The 16,942-nt window shown below is 59.4% G+C and carries 12 protein-coding genes and 1 tRNA gene; 9 read left to right on the top strand and 4 right to left on the bottom strand.

From position 1 onward, the window contains the following. Nucleotides 1-26 precede the first annotated feature (26 nt). From AC6IY8_RS10000 to AC6IY8_RS09970, 7 genes are read left to right on the top strand one after another with little or no spacing between them, the layout of a single operon-like run. Nucleotides 27-1,970, top strand: a complete 1,944-nt coding sequence (locus tag AC6IY8_RS10000) for an FAD-dependent oxidoreductase (protein WP_497774296.1) — start codon at nucleotides 27-29, stop codon at nucleotides 1,968-1,970. A gap of 29 nt (nucleotides 1,971-1,999) precedes the next feature. Beyond that, a complete protein-coding gene (locus AC6IY8_RS09995; RefSeq protein ID WP_497774295.1) occupies nucleotides 2,000-2,491 on the top strand; it encodes a QcrA and Rieske domain-containing protein in 492 nt (163 codons plus the stop codon). A 3-nt stretch (nucleotides 2,492-2,494) separates the two neighbouring features. Continuing rightward, nucleotides 2,495-3,253: a cytochrome b N-terminal domain-containing protein gene (locus tag AC6IY8_RS09990; protein ID WP_497774294.1), complete on the top strand. Its 759-nt coding sequence runs from the start codon at nucleotides 2,495-2,497 to the stop codon at nucleotides 3,251-3,253. Beyond that, nucleotides 3,250-3,954, top strand: coding sequence for a hypothetical protein (locus tag AC6IY8_RS09985; RefSeq protein ID WP_497774293.1), 705 nt, complete (start codon nucleotides 3,250-3,252; stop codon nucleotides 3,952-3,954). Before AC6IY8_RS09990 ends, AC6IY8_RS09985 begins: the two co-directional genes overlap by 4 nt. Before the next feature lies 1 nt (nucleotide 3,955). Then, complete coding sequence (locus tag AC6IY8_RS09980) at nucleotides 3,956-6,025, top strand: c-type cytochrome (RefSeq protein WP_497774291.1); 2,070 nt, start codon at nucleotides 3,956-3,958, stop codon at nucleotides 6,023-6,025. Beyond that, the gene (locus tag AC6IY8_RS09975; RefSeq protein WP_497774290.1) at nucleotides 6,022-6,744 is read left to right on the top strand and encodes a c-type cytochrome; all 723 of its coding nucleotides are present in this window, start codon (nucleotides 6,022-6,024) and stop codon (nucleotides 6,742-6,744) included. Before AC6IY8_RS09980 ends, AC6IY8_RS09975 begins: the two co-directional genes overlap by 4 nt. Then, a complete protein-coding gene (locus AC6IY8_RS09970) occupies nucleotides 6,731-8,011 on the top strand; it encodes a hypothetical protein (RefSeq protein ID WP_497774289.1) in 1,281 nt (426 codons plus the stop codon). The genes AC6IY8_RS09975 and AC6IY8_RS09970 overlap by 14 nt, the downstream gene beginning before the upstream one ends. A 517-nt stretch (nucleotides 8,012-8,528) precedes the next feature. Here the strand turns inward: AC6IY8_RS09970 and AC6IY8_RS09965 are convergent. The 4 genes from AC6IY8_RS09965 to AC6IY8_RS09950 all read right to left on the bottom strand — a co-directional run bounded on the left by AC6IY8_RS09965 (nucleotide 8,529) and on the right by AC6IY8_RS09950 (nucleotide 14,384). Next, nucleotides 8,529-8,604, bottom strand: a tRNA-Ala gene (locus AC6IY8_RS09965). 62 nt (nucleotides 8,605-8,666) lie between these two features. After that, nucleotides 8,667-8,843, bottom strand: coding sequence for a C1orf53 family protein (locus AC6IY8_RS09960; protein WP_497774288.1), 177 nt, complete (start codon nucleotides 8,841-8,843; stop codon nucleotides 8,667-8,669). Continuing rightward, nucleotides 8,843-9,349 (bottom strand): L,D-transpeptidase family protein, encoded by a 507-nt coding sequence (locus tag AC6IY8_RS09955; protein WP_497774287.1) that lies wholly within the window; start codon nucleotides 9,347-9,349, stop codon nucleotides 8,843-8,845. The genes AC6IY8_RS09960 and AC6IY8_RS09955 overlap by 1 nt, the downstream gene beginning before the upstream one ends. A gap of 10 nt (nucleotides 9,350-9,359) precedes the next feature. After that, nucleotides 9,360-14,384, bottom strand: coding sequence for a DEAD/DEAH box helicase (locus AC6IY8_RS09950; protein ID WP_497774286.1), 5,025 nt, complete (start codon nucleotides 14,382-14,384; stop codon nucleotides 9,360-9,362). Nucleotides 14,385-14,606: 222 nt separating this feature from the next. Between AC6IY8_RS09950 and AC6IY8_RS09945 the strand changes: the two genes are divergently transcribed. Then, nucleotides 14,607-15,443 (top strand): 2,3,4,5-tetrahydropyridine-2,6-dicarboxylate N-succinyltransferase, encoded by an 837-nt coding sequence (locus tag AC6IY8_RS09945; protein WP_497774285.1) that lies wholly within the window; start codon nucleotides 14,607-14,609, stop codon nucleotides 15,441-15,443. A 113-nt stretch (nucleotides 15,444-15,556) separates the two neighbouring features. Continuing rightward, nucleotides 15,557-16,849: a dicarboxylate/amino acid:cation symporter gene (locus tag AC6IY8_RS09940; protein WP_497774283.1), complete on the top strand. Its 1,293-nt coding sequence runs from the start codon at nucleotides 15,557-15,559 to the stop codon at nucleotides 16,847-16,849. Nucleotides 16,850-16,942 lie beyond the last annotated feature (93 nt).

The following is a 16,942-nucleotide window of genomic DNA, read 5'->3' as shown; positions in this document are numbered from 1 at the left end:
TGTCTCCTCGACTGAATAGTGGAGCAATGTTAAATCGCTTCCGAAAGAAAAGAGTAGATCCGGATTGGCTGCATACGAACTTTCCCTGCATGATGGCTTGCCCTGCGCATACTAACGCAGGGCGCTATGTGGGTCTAATTGCCGAGGGTCGGTTTGAGGAAGCCTACCGATTCGCGCGCGATCCCAATCCGCTGGCGAGCATATGTGGCAGGGTTTGCGCACATCCTTGCGAGACGGCCTGCCGTCGCGGCGAGATCGATAAGCCGATCTCGATTCGAGCTCTAAAGCGGTTTCTTACCGAGCGCTACGGGCCGGAATCACGTCATCCTATCGACGTGAAACCGGCCTACATCGAGAAACTTCCGTTCCAGGTCGCCGTCGTCGGCGCTGGCCCCGTTGGACTCTCGGCGGCCCACGACCTTGCGTTGATGGGTTATAAAGTCACGCTGTTTGAGTCGTCACCGGTAGCCGGCGGCATGCTCTACCTTGGAATACCCGAGTACCGCCTGCCGCGCGGCGTCGTTGAAGCCCAGGTTCGCGAGATTCTGGAGACCGGAGATATCGAACTGAAGCTGAACTGTGCGGCCGGTCGCGACTTCACGGTGAGCGAGCTGCGGCACCAGGGCTTTGACGCGGTGCTGATCGCTGTGGGCGCCCACCGCAGTCGCGACTTGAGTATTCCCGGCGTGGACCTCGATGGCGTTCACAAGGGCATCGATTTCCTGCTCAACGTAAATCTTGGATACAAGTTCACCATCGGCAAACGGGTAATCGTGATTGGCGGCGGCAATGTGGCAATGGACGTGGCGCGTTCGGCGGCCCGCGAAGTGCTCAAGCAGCAGGGGGCCGACGTAGCGCCCCCGGACGCGAACATTCAGGCGGTTGCCACTCACGAGATGGTGGACATTTCGCTTTCGGCGCTGCGCATGGGTGCGCGCGAGGTTGACATCGTGTGCCTCGAGCCGCGTTTTGAGATGCCGGCAGCGCTGGAAGAAATTGAAGAGGCCGAGACCGAGGGCATCATCCTGCATGCGGGCTTTGGACCGAAACGCGTGGTGGGAAGCAATGGGAAAGTCGTCGGTCTTGAGTGTTTGAAGACGAAGTCCGTCTTTGACGTCGACAGGCGCTTCAATCCGTCATTTCATGCCGGCAGTGAAACGCAGTTTGATTGCGACACTATCATCCTCGCCATTGGACAGGCACCTAATCTGGACTTTCTTAAGCCGGAAGATGGCGTGCAAATTTCGGCGCGCGGACTCATTCAGGTCAACCGGGACAGTCTGATGACGTCGGTACCGGGCATATTCGCCGGTGGTGACTGTGTCTTCGGCCCGCGCCTCATCATCGACAGCGTGGCCGACGGCAAGCGCGCGGCTGTGGGCATTGACGAGTTCCTGCGTGGACACAAGCATCAAGACCCGCTGATCGAGGTCGAAGTGCTCGACCGCCATCGCATGTTTGAGAACTTCGTTGACATCATGCGCGAGCCAATTCCGATGTTGCCCCTGGACCGTCGCACGGGCGTTACCGAGGTCGAGATCGGGTATGACGAGGAATCGGCAATACGGGAAGCCCAGCGCTGCCTGAAGTGCTGGATCAACACCGTTATGGAAGGCAATCCGCTAGATGGATCAGAGTGCATTCTGTGCGGCGGCTGCGTGGACGTATGTCCGGAGCAATGTTTCGAGTTGGTCGCGCTGGAGCGGATCTCGTTTGGGGCTGACGTGCTGCAATCGATTCGGGCAAATCCCGAGATGTTCGATGTGGAACTGACCGATGTTTCTCCAGAGGAACTTGGCAACATTGCCGGCACGGCAATGATCAAGGATGAGACACGCTGCATTCGTTGCGGACTATGTGCGATGCGGTGTCCGGTGGGAACGATCACGATGGAAGCCTACAGCATGGTAGCCGTGGAATCGTCTGGGTTGATTCCGGTGGGTGCGATCGGTCCGGCGCCAAAAGCGTAAGCGCAACGAGTTTGACCAGGAGGCCGGAAATGGCCGACAACAACGTAGTGCCGGGAGAGCAGAGCGCAACCGATCTGGATCGCCGGCGGTTCTTTGTGAGGGTCGGGATGACCTCTATTCTCATTGCGGCTGCTGGTACAGGCATATTTGCCTACGAGTTTCTTTCGCCAAATGTGCTCTATGAGCCCTCGCCGATTGTGAATGCTGGCAAGCCCGATCGTTATCCGCCGGGTTCGGTGACGCTCGATCCTGAAACGGCGATCTACGTCGTCCACGACCCCGATGGGTACTTTGCGTTGTCCGCCACATGTACGCACCTGGGCTGCCTGACGGGCTTCAAGTCCGAGCTGGGGATCATCGCCTGCCCGTGCCACGGCAGCAAATTCAACCGGGATGGGGTCAAGATCGCGGGGCCAGCACCCAAGCCGCTTCCGTGGCTGCGTATGTGGCTCAACGATGATGGCGAGCTGATGGTGGACCGGTCAGTCCCGACCGCAGCAAAACAACTCGTGCGGGTGTAGGACATGGCAAACAATATTCAGCATTACCTCGAAGAGCTTCACCAGAACCGGGTGTGGCGATCCATCTTTCGCAGCGGCGAAGGCGCCAGCAATCTGCACCGCGCGCAGGCTGTCCAGAGCAATGTATTTCTACACCTGTTCTCCGTAAAATCGCGCCGCCGGATGCTGGAGTTTAGTGCCACCTGGTACCTTGGCGCGCTGACGTTCGGCACATTCCTGGTTCTGGTGATCACCGGCATTCTGCTGATGCTGTACTATCATCCGTCGGTTCCCCAGGCGTACGCCGATATGAAGGATCTGCAGTTTGTTGTTTCCTCCGGCGTATTTCTGCGTAACCTGCATCGCTGGTCGGCGCATGCGATGGTGTTACTGGTGTTCGCGCACATGTTCAAGGTCTTCTATCGCGGCGCCTACCGCCCCCCGCGAGAATTTAACTGGGTCATTGGCGTGGTGCTCTTGCTGATGACGCTGCTGCTCAGCTACACCGGATACCTGCTGCCGTGGGATCAGCTCTCCTATTGGGCGGTAACGGTTGGGAGCAACATCGCCTCGTCGGTGCCAGTGATCGGACAGGAGATTCGTTTCCTGATGCTGGGCGGACACTCAGTCAATGCCAACGCGCTGCTGCGGTTCTATGTTTTGCACTGCATGATCCTGCCGTTGGCGACGATCCTCCTCATCGCGATCCATTTCTGGCGCATCCGTAAGGATGGCGGTCTTTACGCGCCTGACAAGTCGGCGGAAGGAAGGCCGAAGCCATGAACGGCCCCAAAGACTTCAACGCGGGAATGGACTCGGATTACCGGAAGACCCCGGTGCGCGTGGCGTTTGTTACTCGGCGAACTTCACCAGCGGTGAAATACCGGGATGAAGATTACGTGATGACTTTCCCGGAGACGTTGCTTCATGCGGCGGTGGCAGTCGAAGTACTAGTGGTCTTTATGGTGTGGCTGGCACTGATCTGGAATGCACCACTTGAACAATTGGCCGATCCGATGCACACGCCCAATCCGGCGAAAGCGCCTTGGTATTTTCTAGGATTGCAAGAGCTGCTGCACTACTTTCCTCCGGTGGTTGCGGGCGTACTCGTTCCTGGGCTCGTGGTGATGGCGCTCATTGTGATTCCTTACTTCAACATCAATATCGAAGCCGAGGGGATTTTTACCAAAGACAGGCGCCGCAGATTGATGATCTGCAGCGCCGTGGTTGCCGCGCTGCTGATCTTCCTCATCGCTTTCGAAGTTTATGTCGCCCTCCCGGCGACCCTGCTGATTGCGGTTTTGCTGCTGGTTGCGTCGCAAACGCCGCCGAATACGCCGGCCGGTTTTCGTAGCTGGCTAGCTTCCAAGCCGCTTTCTTTTTGGATCATGACGTGGTTTCTGATGGAACTGGTGATTCTTACTGCCGTCGGCACATTCTTCCGCGGCCCGGGATGGGCGTGGGTGTTGCCTTGGAGGAGCTAAGGTGGCCAACGGGAAGGGATCGGACAGACTCTGGAACACTTTGTTTGGCAACAGCGCTCGGGCCTTCGGCACCATGAGCGTGGTTCTTCTCTTATCGCTGGCGGTTGCCCCTGCCAAGAACCATTTCAGCGAGTGGCGGCATTACCAGAACAGCTATCGCGGGCTGATTCGCACGCGTGCCGATGCCGTGACGCTGCAGCGCCACGCCGAGTTCGGAATCCAGCAGATATGGCGTCCCGAGCTAGCGGTTGTGGACCGCTGCACTACTTGTCATCTTGCGCTGAAAGAGACCACGCTCTCCGACGTCAGCCAGCAGCCGTTCCGCCGCCATCCGCCCATGCCGCACAACCTCACCGAGTTCGGCTGTGTCATTTGCCATCGCGGGCAGGGGACGGCCACCACAGCGCACGAAGCCCACCACAGTACGGATGCCTGGGAAGAACCGCTGTTGCCCGCACGTTACCTGGACGCCTCCTGCGGTCAATGCCATCTTTCTCCATTGCGTGGCACTCCCAAGTTGAACGAAGGCAGGAGCCTGCTGGCTCGTGAAGGCTGTCTCCATTGCCACAACGTCAAACTCGCCGATGGCACCGTAATGACTCCCACCGACGATCCACCCGACCTGGGTCATATTGCCGAGAAGAGTTCCCGTGAATGGATCTTCGCCTGGGTTAAAAATCCGCAGGCTTACGCGGCCTCGGCGACCATGCCGAATTTCGGGTTTAGCGATGACGACACCCGCGACATCTCGGCATTTCTGATCGCGCAGAGCACTCCGAGCCGCTACGCTTCCACTCTCGCAAACAAGGCACCGCGGCCCGCATCGACGGACGCAAATGAAATCCAGGCCGGAGCCAGCCTCTATGGCGAATCGTTCTGCGCCTCCTGCCACGCTATGCAGAATGCGGCTGGCAACCTCGTCGGCGGCGATGTTGGACCTGAACTGACAAGGATAGGAAGCAAAGTGAACCCGGAGTGGCTGGTGACGTGGATTCACGATCCTGCTGGCTACTTCCCCTCCACGAAGATGCCGCACTATCGCTTCAACGATCAGCAGATTGGTCTGCTTGTAGGCTTCCTGCAGTCAAAGACTGACAGCGACCTGCTATCGAATGTCCATCTGGAACCCGCAACGCAAAAGCAGATCGATCATGGGCGATCGCTGGTCGTTGAATTTGGTTGTGCTTCCTGTCATCAGATCAATGGGGTGAAGAAGCCGGAGAACTTTGCTCCCGACCTCAGCCGTATTGGCAGCAAACCGTTTGCCCAATTGGCCTTCCCTAAAGGCGTCGAGCACACCCTGCCCGACTACATCACCTCCAAGATCGCAAATCCTCGGGGCTTCGGGCCCGGGCTCAAGATGCCCAAGTTCACGCTTGCTCCAGCCCAAATCGATGCGCTGACTACCTCGCTGCTTGCGCTCACCGAACGGTCCAACACGCTTCCGGCGATCCTGCGAACCGCCGCCCAGCATGAGTCGCAATACCAGCCGGGGGGGAAGGCCGGCCAACTCATCAACGATTTGCGCTGCTTCATTTGCCACAAAATTAACGGTCGCGGCGGCGACATGGCGCCCGACCTGAGCTGGGAAGGCAGCAGCGTGCAGCGCGCCTGGCTCCTGGAGTTCCTGAAGAATCCCAACACGTTGCGGCCCGCGCTCATTCGCCGCATGCCAAAGTTCAATCTGACCGATGCGGAGATCAACACCCTTGCCGACTATATGCTGATGGTGTTCCAGGATCCGGCGTTCGATCGCGATGGCATTCCGCCGTCGAACTTGATGCCGCAACTTGCCGAGCAGGGGAAGCAGCTCTTTTACTCGAAGTACAATTGCCAGTCCTGCCATATTGTGGATCCACAAAAAGACAAAGGCTACATTGGCCCGGCGCTGTGGCAGGCCGGCTTGCGGCTGACCCCAGCGTGGACGTTCCGATGGCTGAAAAATCCTCAAGCACTGCGACCTGACAGCATCGAACCGAACCAGCACATGGACGATGCCGACGCCCTGGCACTGACGGCATATCTGATGACGTTGAAAGTGCCTGCAAAGCAGGGGGGGGACAAGAAATGAAGGAATGCATTATTCTCCTCATCTCGGCCCTCGGAATGTCAAGCTGCGCGAGGAAGACCGCGCCTTCTTCTCCGGCCTCCTCTGATGCCACTGTGACTGGCGCCGCCCTGGTGTTAGTTAGCGGAGATAAGCAAGTTGCTCGAATCGGCGCGGCGCTCGATCAGCCTGTGGTGGTTCAGGTGAACGATGCCCAAGGAACGGCCGTACAAGGAGCGCGCACCTCTCTTTCCGGCCAAACGAGCATGAAATTTGATCCGCCAAGTGGCCTGACAGATAGTAGTGGGCAGTTCTCCTCGCAAGTTTCGGCTCCGGGAACCAGTGGCCACTTCGAGGTGATTGCGGCGACCAATGCCGGCAAGGTTCAATTGAAGATCGATGAGATTGCCCTTGGATACGAAGAGGCATTGGGCCAGCAGATCAACGTGCAGTACTGCGCCCGATGTCATGATCCGGAGTCCACACCGGAGCGCGTGTCAAACATGGACAATCTCGATCCAAAACCCCATCCGTTCACCGAGGGCGACACCTTCAACAAAATCAGCGATGCGGACTTGGTCGCGGTGATCAGCCATGGCGGCACAGCGCTGAACAAATCGGCATCCATGCCGCCGTTCGGCTATACACTCACCAAGACGGACATTCAGGCCCTATCCAGTTATATCCGTGCGGTTTCCGACCCGCCTTACAAGGCTCCGGGGAGGGTGTATGCGGCCAAGTAAGCTCGCGCTAATTGCAGGCTTGCTCTGGGCATCCTGCACAGTTGCACAAGTCATCCCTCCGATGGAAATTAAAGACCATGCGATGCGCGCGCTGCAGCAGCAGCACCTGAAGGAACTGCAGGCGATCTCAACCGAGTTAAGGCAGCATCGGTTCCCCTATCCGTTCTATTTCAGCCGCAAACTCGACATTAATGAGGCCGAGCAGAAACAGCTCGATCAGCAATCGATTCGTTTTGAGCTTTATAACAATCGGAAGGCCTTGGAGATCACGGGCAACTACTATGCATCGTACTCAGACAAACTTCTAGATGCGGATCACCGCATGCGCCAGACCTATGTCAGCGTGATTCTGCCGATTCTTCAGGCCACGGTTCCACCATTTTGGGCGGCCTCCGACTTCGATCTCTTTGCTGTCGAGGTGTCGCATCATGTACGCCGCAAGGTGATGGGCATGGACAGCGAATTTGCAGAAAATATGGTGCTCGTAATACCGCGTGAACTGGCTTTCCGACTGGTCCAGGCTCACGACCCGCTCGCGCAACAGACTCTTTTGCTCGATGCCGAGCTCTATCACAATGGAGAGCCGGCGGTGCTTTGGCTGACGGGAGAAAAGCCGTTGATGCCGGAAGCCCGCGCCGGGCAGAACCAGGCTCCGCCTCCCACGCTTACCAGTGCCCACCCCACAGTCGCAACCACCGGCGGCTTACGTGCACCCGGCACCGCGTTGCCTTCACTGTCCCATACCAGCGTGCCGCCGGAGCTTGTCGCCGAGCCTGTTCATGAGTCGTCGCCTGACGGACTGAAGGAACTCCAGGCAAGGTATCAGCAGACGATTCAAAAGTTAACCAAAGAGCAGGATAAAGAAGCACATTTCGTGCCGTACGCACCACCGGCATTCATTGCGTTCAAACATGGAACCTATCTACAACTCGCACTGACGACGACGGTGGAGGCTGGAGTTGCTGACTCCCAGTACAAGTTGGCGGCACTGGCTTTTGACCGCCATGTTGCGCACCTCGTGCGCCCAGTGCTCGGCTACTTCAAGGATGCCGCCGGCTTCGATGGGATAGATTTCAGTACCACGGTAAAGATCGCGGCAGACAACGATAACGCCCATACACTGGCTGTGGAGTTTATCCTGCCTCTTTCTGCACTGCATTGCTTTCAACAGTACGACTGCACAGGACAGCAATTACTGAATACCGGAATTATCTTGATTAATGGGGAGCGTGCTGGCTTGGAACTGCAGACAGCTGAGGCAAAGTGAGCCTGTTCAGAAATCACTGAACGTGCAGAAAGACAATTCTGTACGGCGCTCACGGCTCTAAACGTCTAGACCGCGAGTCACAATCGTGTCTGGGCCTTCACAAAACGCGTGTTCCAGGGCGGTAACGCATAGAAGAATTTCGGTGCAGATCTTTCGAGGCCGGTTTGCAACACAACGAAGCTTCACCAAAGTTCAACATCTGGGCCGCAGAACGGCTCAACTACAATCACCGCAATCAACAGAAGTGCAGTATCCCATAACTCACAAACTCCGATCCGGACCAGGGGATTCATCCCCGGGTTGATCTCCATCCGGTAGCTAAATTCCCAGACTGACGAACGACAGCAACTGATCCTGAATTTGCCGACCCGATTGCCCACCTCCATTGGGTGGCGCAGGCGAAGTTCCTTGACGCGATCAAGGTTACGACGGCTGCTGTTTAGGGGTGTTGGGTCGAATCTTGGGTTGGAAGAGAAACTAGCAGCAGTTGCAGGGCCGCTAAGTTGTTGAAGGGATTTGGTGGACCTGGTCGGGATCGAACCGACGACCTCTTCCATGCCATGGAAGCGCGCTCCCAGCTGCGCCACAGGCCCACTTTGGTTGGGATCGCAATCGCTTGCGACTTATTCATTTTCAACTACTGTGGGCTGATAAGTCAAATGTCGCGATCACCGCGTGTTTCCTGCTCTAAATGCGATTTTCCTCGGTAGGGACAATTTCGGCATCCGCTGCCGCAGCATGTTCCGCGACGGAGCAGGTAGGCGGCAGTGAAGACGTAACGGCCTTGTTCGTCGATGGTGTAATCGCGACCCTCAATCAAATCTTCGGGCATCAGGGATGAATCTCCACCGGGGTGCCATCGGGGACGGCGCGATATAGCTCATCAATCTCGTCGTTTCTGAGGGCGATGCAACCTGCGGTCCAGTCGTTGAGCGTATGACCGCGGCCCACCCATCCGTAGCCGTTTGGAAGTCCATGAATCATGATGTCACCTCCGGGCGATACGCCGCGCTTCGCTGCGCGTGCGCGATCCTCCGCACTGGGGTATGAGATGCGAAGCGAGAGGTGGTAGGAACTCTTTGGATTGCGGCCGCTGATCATGTATGTGCCTTCGGGTGTGCGCCCATCGCCCTCTCGTTCTTTAGTCCCGACCGGATGCGGGCCGAGCGCGACCTGATAAGTCTTAATCAGTTTTCCCTGCGCCCATGCCTGCAATTCGCGACGCTGCTTCAGGATGACGATGCGATCGATGCGCGGCAGTGCGGTCGCACTTGCGTGTGCAGGCAGCAAGGAACAAATCAGCACGGGAATGGTAAGAAAGCGCCATCGAACTCGCATTCTGGACAGCTTACACCGCAGCCTCGCGCTCGGGTAGATCGTTGGTAGAAGGTGTGTGCGAAAGCGTCGCGTTTGCGGGCTCGACGCCAGATATATGAACGCCGTTGCGATAGCTGACGGTGCGCGGACCGATGGCAGGGACTCGTTCGCCGGGAACGATGATGCCGACGAGATTCAAGGGGTCAGCGGCGGAGATGGTGACGATATCGTTTGAGGCAGGTAATTTGCGGGTTTCGCGAAGGCTCTCGACGGCGATGGGCAGAGCGAATTGTTCGCCGACGAAACCGGAGACAAAACGTCCACCACGAATTTCGCCGCGCGCTTCGAGGCGGCGGAACGCAACCTGGAGTTCGCGCCACTTCGGAAGATTCGCTTCGCGTGTGAGAACTTCGCGGAACACGACACCGTAGCGACGCATGAGCATCCAGCAGGTGGCCTCGATGCGCTCGGGGGCGGTAGCGCTGGAATCCTCATGTTTACTGGATGAAAGTGCATCTGCATCACTCGATCCCAAGCCGTCGTTGTGAGTGTCGCCAAGCAGGGACCAACGTCCTGCGGTGTGGCGGGAGCGTTTGCTGCGCGAGGTGATCGACGAAGGTTGAGTTTTGGAAATCAGCGATCGCAGATTATCGAAGCCGTCGGCGGTGACGAATCCGGCGGCAACGAGTTCCCATAGACCGCGCTCGAGCTCGGTGCGCTCTAGTCCGGTGAGGCGCTGGAGATCGGCGAAGAACGAAGCTCCGCGACGACGCAAACTGTCGAGCACACGTTGCGCGGAGCCGCTTAAACAGCGTTCCTGCTCGACATCGTGGGCGCGGGGCTGCATCCAGGCGCAGTCCTCGCGAAGGAAGAAAGTGATGGGCGCAACAGAGGTAGGAACGACGCGACGGTTTGCGAGTCCTGCGTCTTCGAGCGTGGCAGGATGCGGAGATAAACGTCCCCAGCCGGCAGTGCCCATGAGGCAGAGCTGGTCGAGCATGCCGCCGTCGTAGTCGGCAACGCGGCGACCGAGGATGTGACGCTCCCAGGCAGACGCGGGGATTTCGAAACCTTGCAGTTGGCGCAGCGCTTCGAGCAATCCTTGGTCGCCGCGAAGGGCGGTGCCGGGGGCTACGTGTTGCCAGCGCAGGAGCCAATGCATGAATTGGGCCGCCGTTACTGGCTCAATCTGCTTGCGGAGAGTGGCGACGGTGAGGCGGTGGATGCGGGCGAGGAGGCGGCGGTCGCACCACTCGAGTGGCCCGGAGGTGCTGCGGAAGTGTCCGCGGAGGATGGCTCCGGTCGATTCGAGGCGGAGGAGAGCGGATTCGATGGAGGCGAGCGAAACTCCGGAGGAGGTGGCGGAATGGTTACGGATATCGGGGGAGGGGGGTGCGTCGGGTGCACTGGGGGAGTTGGGAGCGGAAGCATTGACCTGAGGATCAACACTGAACAGCGCTGATAATTCCTCGCTGGTCAATGGTCCGGTGTGCTGCATCCAGCCGAGCAATGCGCGGTCGAGAATCGTGTCCGGAGAGGGGACTTCGAGAGCGAGTTCCGGAGGTTCGGGGGAGAAGGATAGATCGGTATATATCGATGTAAGGTGCTTCGATTTTTCGGAGGCGACCCAGAACTCGCGGGGGCCGATGAAGGCGCGGACGGCCCGGCGGGTTGAGATGAGAGAGTCCATCCAGAGGGAGAGGTTAGAGGGCGGAGATGCGAGCGGGGTGCTTACCCCACATTCGCCAAAAGAGGGCGGATGTGGGCCACCCGATTCGGAGGAGCTAGCCCATTCTCCGGCGTTGCCGGAAGGGTGGAGCACCGCGGGGGGGAGATCGATATTTGTCGATGTTTCGGGGGAGGTGGTTGCTAGGCGTAGGGGTCCTTCGCTGCGCTCAGGCTGACGGCTAAAAACACTGCTTTGTTCTTGTGAGGAACTGAGTGCATCGGCGGGGACGAGGATGAGGGTTTGGAGGAGGTCGTGGAGGTCGTCGGCATCGCGCGGGTCGGGGCGCGATTCTTCGATGACCTGGGCGATGGCAGCAGGGTCGAGCTTGCCGGCTTCTTCGAGGACAGAGGCGGGAAGGGTGCGGCGAAGCTGCACGGCGCGGGCGCGGCGTTCCTCGAGCGGAGCATCGTCGAGAAAAGCATAAGGGTTGGCGTTGAGGATTTCGTGCGCAAACTGCGAGGGCACGGGCGTATCAATGGCGACGGTGCGGATGCTGCCATCGCGGATGCCTTCGAGGACTTGGCGGAGTCCGTCGATATCCATGGCCTCGTGCATGACGTCTTTCATGACTTCTTCGACGAGAGGGTGGTCGGGGACCTGGATTTCGCCTTCGATGTTTTCGAAGCAGGCGGCAACGTCGGGGAAGACGGCGGCGAGGAGGTCATCACCGCGCAGGCGCTGGATTTGCGGCGGAACCTTGCGTCCGTTCTGAAAGCGGAGAAGGGCGAGGGAGCGATTGGCGTCCCAACGGAAGCGGGTGGCGAAAATGGGCGAGCCGGTGAGGACGGCTTGCTGGAGGACTTCCTCTACGGTTTCGGGCTGGAGGAAATGAAAGACATCGGCGAGCGGGAAGCTGTGCTGCTCGGCGAGAGCGATGTTGATGCCATCGTCGGTGGCCGAGGCTTGGAGTTCGAAATTGAAGCTGCGGCAGAAGCGCTTGCGGAGAGCGAGTCCCCAGGCTTTGTTGATGCGGGCTCCGAAGGGCGCATGGATTACGAGCTGCATGCCTCCGCCTTCGTCGAAGAAGCGCTCGGCGATGATGGTGCTCTGCGAAGGGATGGCGCCGAGGACAGTGCGGCCCTCGCGAATGTAGGCGGTGAGCTGGCGGAGAGATTCGGGGTCGAGGAAGGCGAGGGGGGTGCTCGTCCCACATTCGCCAAGAGAGGGCGGATGTGGGCCACCCGGTTCGGAGCTGGCCTCGCGTTCGGCGTGGGGGACGCGTGCTGGATCGATATGTGTCGATGTATCGGAGGCGGTTTCTGGGGGTAGGGGGCCTTCGCTGCGCTCAGGATGACAGTCCAAAGCCCTTTCACTATCGAGGGATTCGCGGAGGTGGCCGACGTGGGCAGAGAGTTCGATGGTGCGGCCGGGGGCTTCGCCGCGCCAGAAGGGGATGGTGGGAGGCTGGCCGTGGGCGTCTTCGACGAGGACGCGTCCTGAGTTGGACTCGACGCGGTGGACGCGCCAGCTTGTGTTGCCGAGCAGCATGATGTCGCCGGCGTGGGACTCGATGGCGAAGTCTTCGTCGAGGGTGCCGATAATGGTTTCCTCGGGAAGGGCGACGACGTTGTAGAGCGCGGTCTCGGGGATCGCTCCGCCGGAGGTGATGGCGGCAAGGCGCGCGCCACGGCGGGCGCGCAGGCGGTGGTTGACCTGGTCGCGATAAAGGTAGGCTCCGTAGCGTCCGCGCTTGGCGCTGATGCCTTCACTGAGCATGACGAGAACTTTGTCGAAAGCCTCGCGAGTGAGGTCGCGGTAGTTGCAGGCGCGGCGCACGAGTGAGAAGAGCGCGCCTTCGTCCCACTCGTCGGCGGCGCAGCAGGCAACGATCTGCTGGGCGAGGATGTCGAGCGGAGCTTCGGGGATGATGAGGCGGTCGAGGTCGCCCTGGCGGATGGCGCGGATGATGGCGGCGCACTCAACGAGTTCGTCGCGGGTGGTGGCGAAAAAGCGGCCCTTTGGCGTGGCTCCTCTCCAATGGCCAGCGCGGCCGATGCGCTGGAGGGCGATGGCGATGGCGCGGGGAGAGCCGATTTGGCAGACGAGATCGACGTTGCCGATGTCGATGCCGAGTTCAAGCGAAGCGGTGGCGATGAGGATGCGGCATTCGCCCTGCTTCAGGCGGCGTTCGGCCTCGAGGCGCAGGTGGCGCGAGAGCGATCCGTGGTGGGCGGCGACTTTGTCCTCTCCCATGCGCTCGGCAAGGCGGTGGGAGATGCGTTCGACGAGGCGTCGTGTGTTGACGAAGACGAGGGTGGAGCGGTGTTCGAGCGCGAGCTGCTCAAGGCGGGCGTAGATTTCGTCCCACATTTCATTGGAGGCGATGGGTCCGAGCTCGGTGGAAGGGAGCTCGATGGCGAGGTCGAGAGGGCGAGTGGAGGGGATGTGGACGACGGTGGGGGTGTGGTGAGGTGGATCGATATGTGTCGATGAATAGAGTGGTTCCCGACATTCGTCCGAGGCGTGAGATGCGGGGTGTGTGCTTAACCCACGTTCGCTGGGCGGCGTGCTTACCCCACATTGGCCAAAAGAAGGCGGATGTGGGCCACCCGGTTCGGAGGGTGGATTGATGTTTGTCGATGTTTCGGGGGAGGGAGTTGCTGGGTGTAGGGGTCCTTCGCTGCGCTCAGGATGACACCTAAGAGCAAGATCGACAGCGTTACCGCTGAGGAATTCGGCGACGAGGGAGAGTGGGTGCTGGGTGGCGGAGAGGCCGATGCGGTTGGGGCGTTGGTGCGTGATGACGTCGAGACGTTCGAGCGAGAGGGCGAGGTGGGCTCCGCGCTTGTTGTTGGCGAGGGCGTGGATTTCGTCAACGATGACGGTGCGGATGTCGCGCAGGAGTTCGCGGCTGCGGGCGGCGGTGAGCAGGATGTAGAGCGACTCGGGGGTGGTGACGAGGATGTGCGGCGCGGTTTTGAGCATGCGGGCACGCTCGCGGGGAGGCGTGTCTCCGGTGCGCACCATGGTGCGGATGCCGGGCATGAGGTATCCGCGCTGGGCGGCGAGTTGCTGGATTTCGAAAAGGGGCTGATCGAGGTTCTTCTGGACGTCGTTGCCGAGGGCCTTGAGCGGAGAGATGTAGAGAACTTGCGTGCTCTGGCCGAGGGCGCCGTCGAGCGACTGGCGGACGAGCGAGTCGATGCAGGCGAGGAAGGCGGCGAGAGTTTTGCCGCTTCCGGTGGGAGCCGAAATCAGAGTGTCACGATGAGCGAGGATGTGCGGCCAACCGGCTGTCTGCGGCTCAGTGGGCGTGCCGAAACGCGAGATGAACCATTCGCGCACGACGGGATGCGCCCAGGAAAGAAAGTCTTCTGAGATCCCCACAGGGGGATTGTAAGGGAAGGGAAGGAGGTTGGGAAGGTGAGGGAAGGTTTCGCGAGGTTGAAGAGCAAAAGATCAAAGTCAAGGCAAGATCAAGGTCAAGCAACTACCCCACTCAACGAACAGAACGTTGAGTGGGCCACCCGGTCGAGTGGGGCACCCGGTCATCTTTGAAACATGGAAACCTGTGAAACTTTGAAACCTTGCAGTTATACTTCATCCACTATGAACAACTTACGTTTCGAGATAGAGCGGCTGTTTGCGCTGGGGATGGATGCGAAGAGGGAATGCGGAGCGCTGGAGGTATTCAAGCAGTTCCGCGAGGCGCTGTCGCTGGGAGAGTTGAGGGCAGCGGAGAAGCGCGATGGGCGCTGGGAAGCGAACGTCTGGGTGAAAGAAGGCATTCTGCTGGGCTTCCGGCTGGGCGCGGCTGAGGAGACTCATGCGGGCGATGTATTTACATTTGTCGATCGACATACTTATCCGGTACGGCATTTTGGATGTGCGGATGGCGTGAGGATTGTGCCCGGTGGTTCGACGGTGCGCGAGGGAGCGTATGTGGCGAAGGGCGTGATCTGCATGCCTCCTATGTACATCAACGTGGGCGCGTATGTGGATGAGGGGACGATGGTGGATTCGCATGCGCTGGTGGGCTCATGCGCGCAGATTGGAAAGCGCGTGCATTTGAGCGCAGCTTCGCAGGTGGGCGGAGTGCTGGAGCCGGTGAACGCTACGCCGGTGATCATTGAAGACGATGTGCTGGTGGGCGGCAACTGCGGCATTTATGAAGGCACGCAGGTGAGGCAGCGAGCGGTGCTGGGGTCGGGAGTGATACTGACGCGTTCGACGCCGCTGTTTGATACGGTGCGCGGAGAGATTTATCGAGCGACGGAGACGGAGCCTCTGGTGGTGCCGGAAGGTGCGGTAGTGGTGGCCGGAGCAAGGGCGATCAGCAAGGGCAAGGCAAAGGATTGGGGATTGAGCGTATATACGCCGGTGATTGTGAAATATCGGGATGAGAAGACGGATGCGGGTGTGGAGTTAGAGGATTTGCTGAGGTAGGGAAGGCGAGGTTTCAAGGTTTCGCGAAGTTGAAGAGCAAAGGCAACTACCCCACTCAAGCCAAAAGAGGGCTTGAATGGGGCACCCTGAATCGGCGGTGATTTAAGCGGCGGATGATTCATCAGGTCGGGTGTTGGGTGGCGGGGGCGGGGGCGGCGTGGATTTGGCTGCGGTGGGCAGCAATTGCAGCGCTGTTTGTTTATGCGGGGATGCGGCGCTCGCTGACGAACTGGATATTTGTGTGCATGGTGGCGGGCGCGGAGATTGGGTATGACGCTCCGGCAGTGGCGCTGAATCTGCGCGTGCTGAGTCTGATATTTCTGCGGCTGATCAAGACGATCATTGCTCCGCTGCTGTTTGCGACGCTGGTGAGCGGGATTGCCGGGCATGCGGATTTGAAGCGCGTGGGGCGCATGGGCGTGAAGGCCATTGTGTATTTCGAGGTCATCACGACGTTTGCGCTGGTGATTGGGCTGTCGGCGATTCATTTGTCGCAGGCGGGAGTGGGGATTCATCTTACGGGCGCGGCGGGTGAGGCGCTGCCAACGCAGAAGCTGACGCTGGTGGATACGCTTCTGCATGTGTTTCCGGAGAACATTGCCAAGAGCGTGGCCGAGGGTCAGGTGCTGCAGGTGGTGGTGTTTGCTGTGATGTTCGGAATTGCGCTGGCGATGGTGAGGGAAGAGCGGCGCAGACCTTTGCTGGCGGTGGTGGAGTCGCTGACGGAGACGATGTTCAAGTTCACCAACATCGTGATGCTGTTTGCTCCGATTGGGGCGGGAGCGGCGCTGGCGTACACGGTGGCTTCGACGGGATTGGGAGTGTTGGGGAATCTGGCAAAGCTGCTGGGAACGCTGTATGGGGCGCTCGCGGTTTTTGTGTTGGGAATTCTGCTGCCGGTGGCGTTGTTTGCGGGCGTGCCGCTGCGCAGGTTTGTGAAGGCGGTGACAGAGCCGGTGACGCTGGCATTCGCTACGGCGAACAGCGAGGCAGCACTGCCGATAGCGATGGAGCAGATGGAACGGTTGGGCGTGCCGCGTCAGGTGGTCGCTTTCGTGATGCCGACGGGGTACAGCTTCAATCTGGATGGGAGCACGCTGTATCTGGCGCTGGCATCGATGTTTGTGGCTCAGGCTGCGGGAGTGCATCTCGGGCTGGGGCAGCAGCTGCTGCTGATGTTGACGCTGATGCTGACGAGCAAGGGAGTTGCTGGAGTATCGCGAGCATCACTGGTGATTCTGCTAGGCACGGTGAGCTCGTTTGGGCTGCCGACGGAGCCGGTGTTCATTCTGCTGGGGATCGACCAGTTGATGGATATGGGGAGGACGGCGGTTAACGTACTCGGGAACTGTCTGGCGACAGTGGTGGTGGCGCGGTGGGAAGGGGAGTTCGCTGAGGCGAAGTAGTTCGGGAGGCGTAAACGTTATCGTGTCTTGCTGAGAAACATAATTTGTCTCGGGGACAACTTTTTCTCACGAGGCGTGTCTAAGGATACAGAG

The sequence above is a fragment of the Koromonas soli genome, assembly GCF_059726265.1.
The sequence above is the reverse complement of the archived record's forward strand: the minus strand, read 5'-3'. Positions and strand labels throughout refer to the sequence as shown.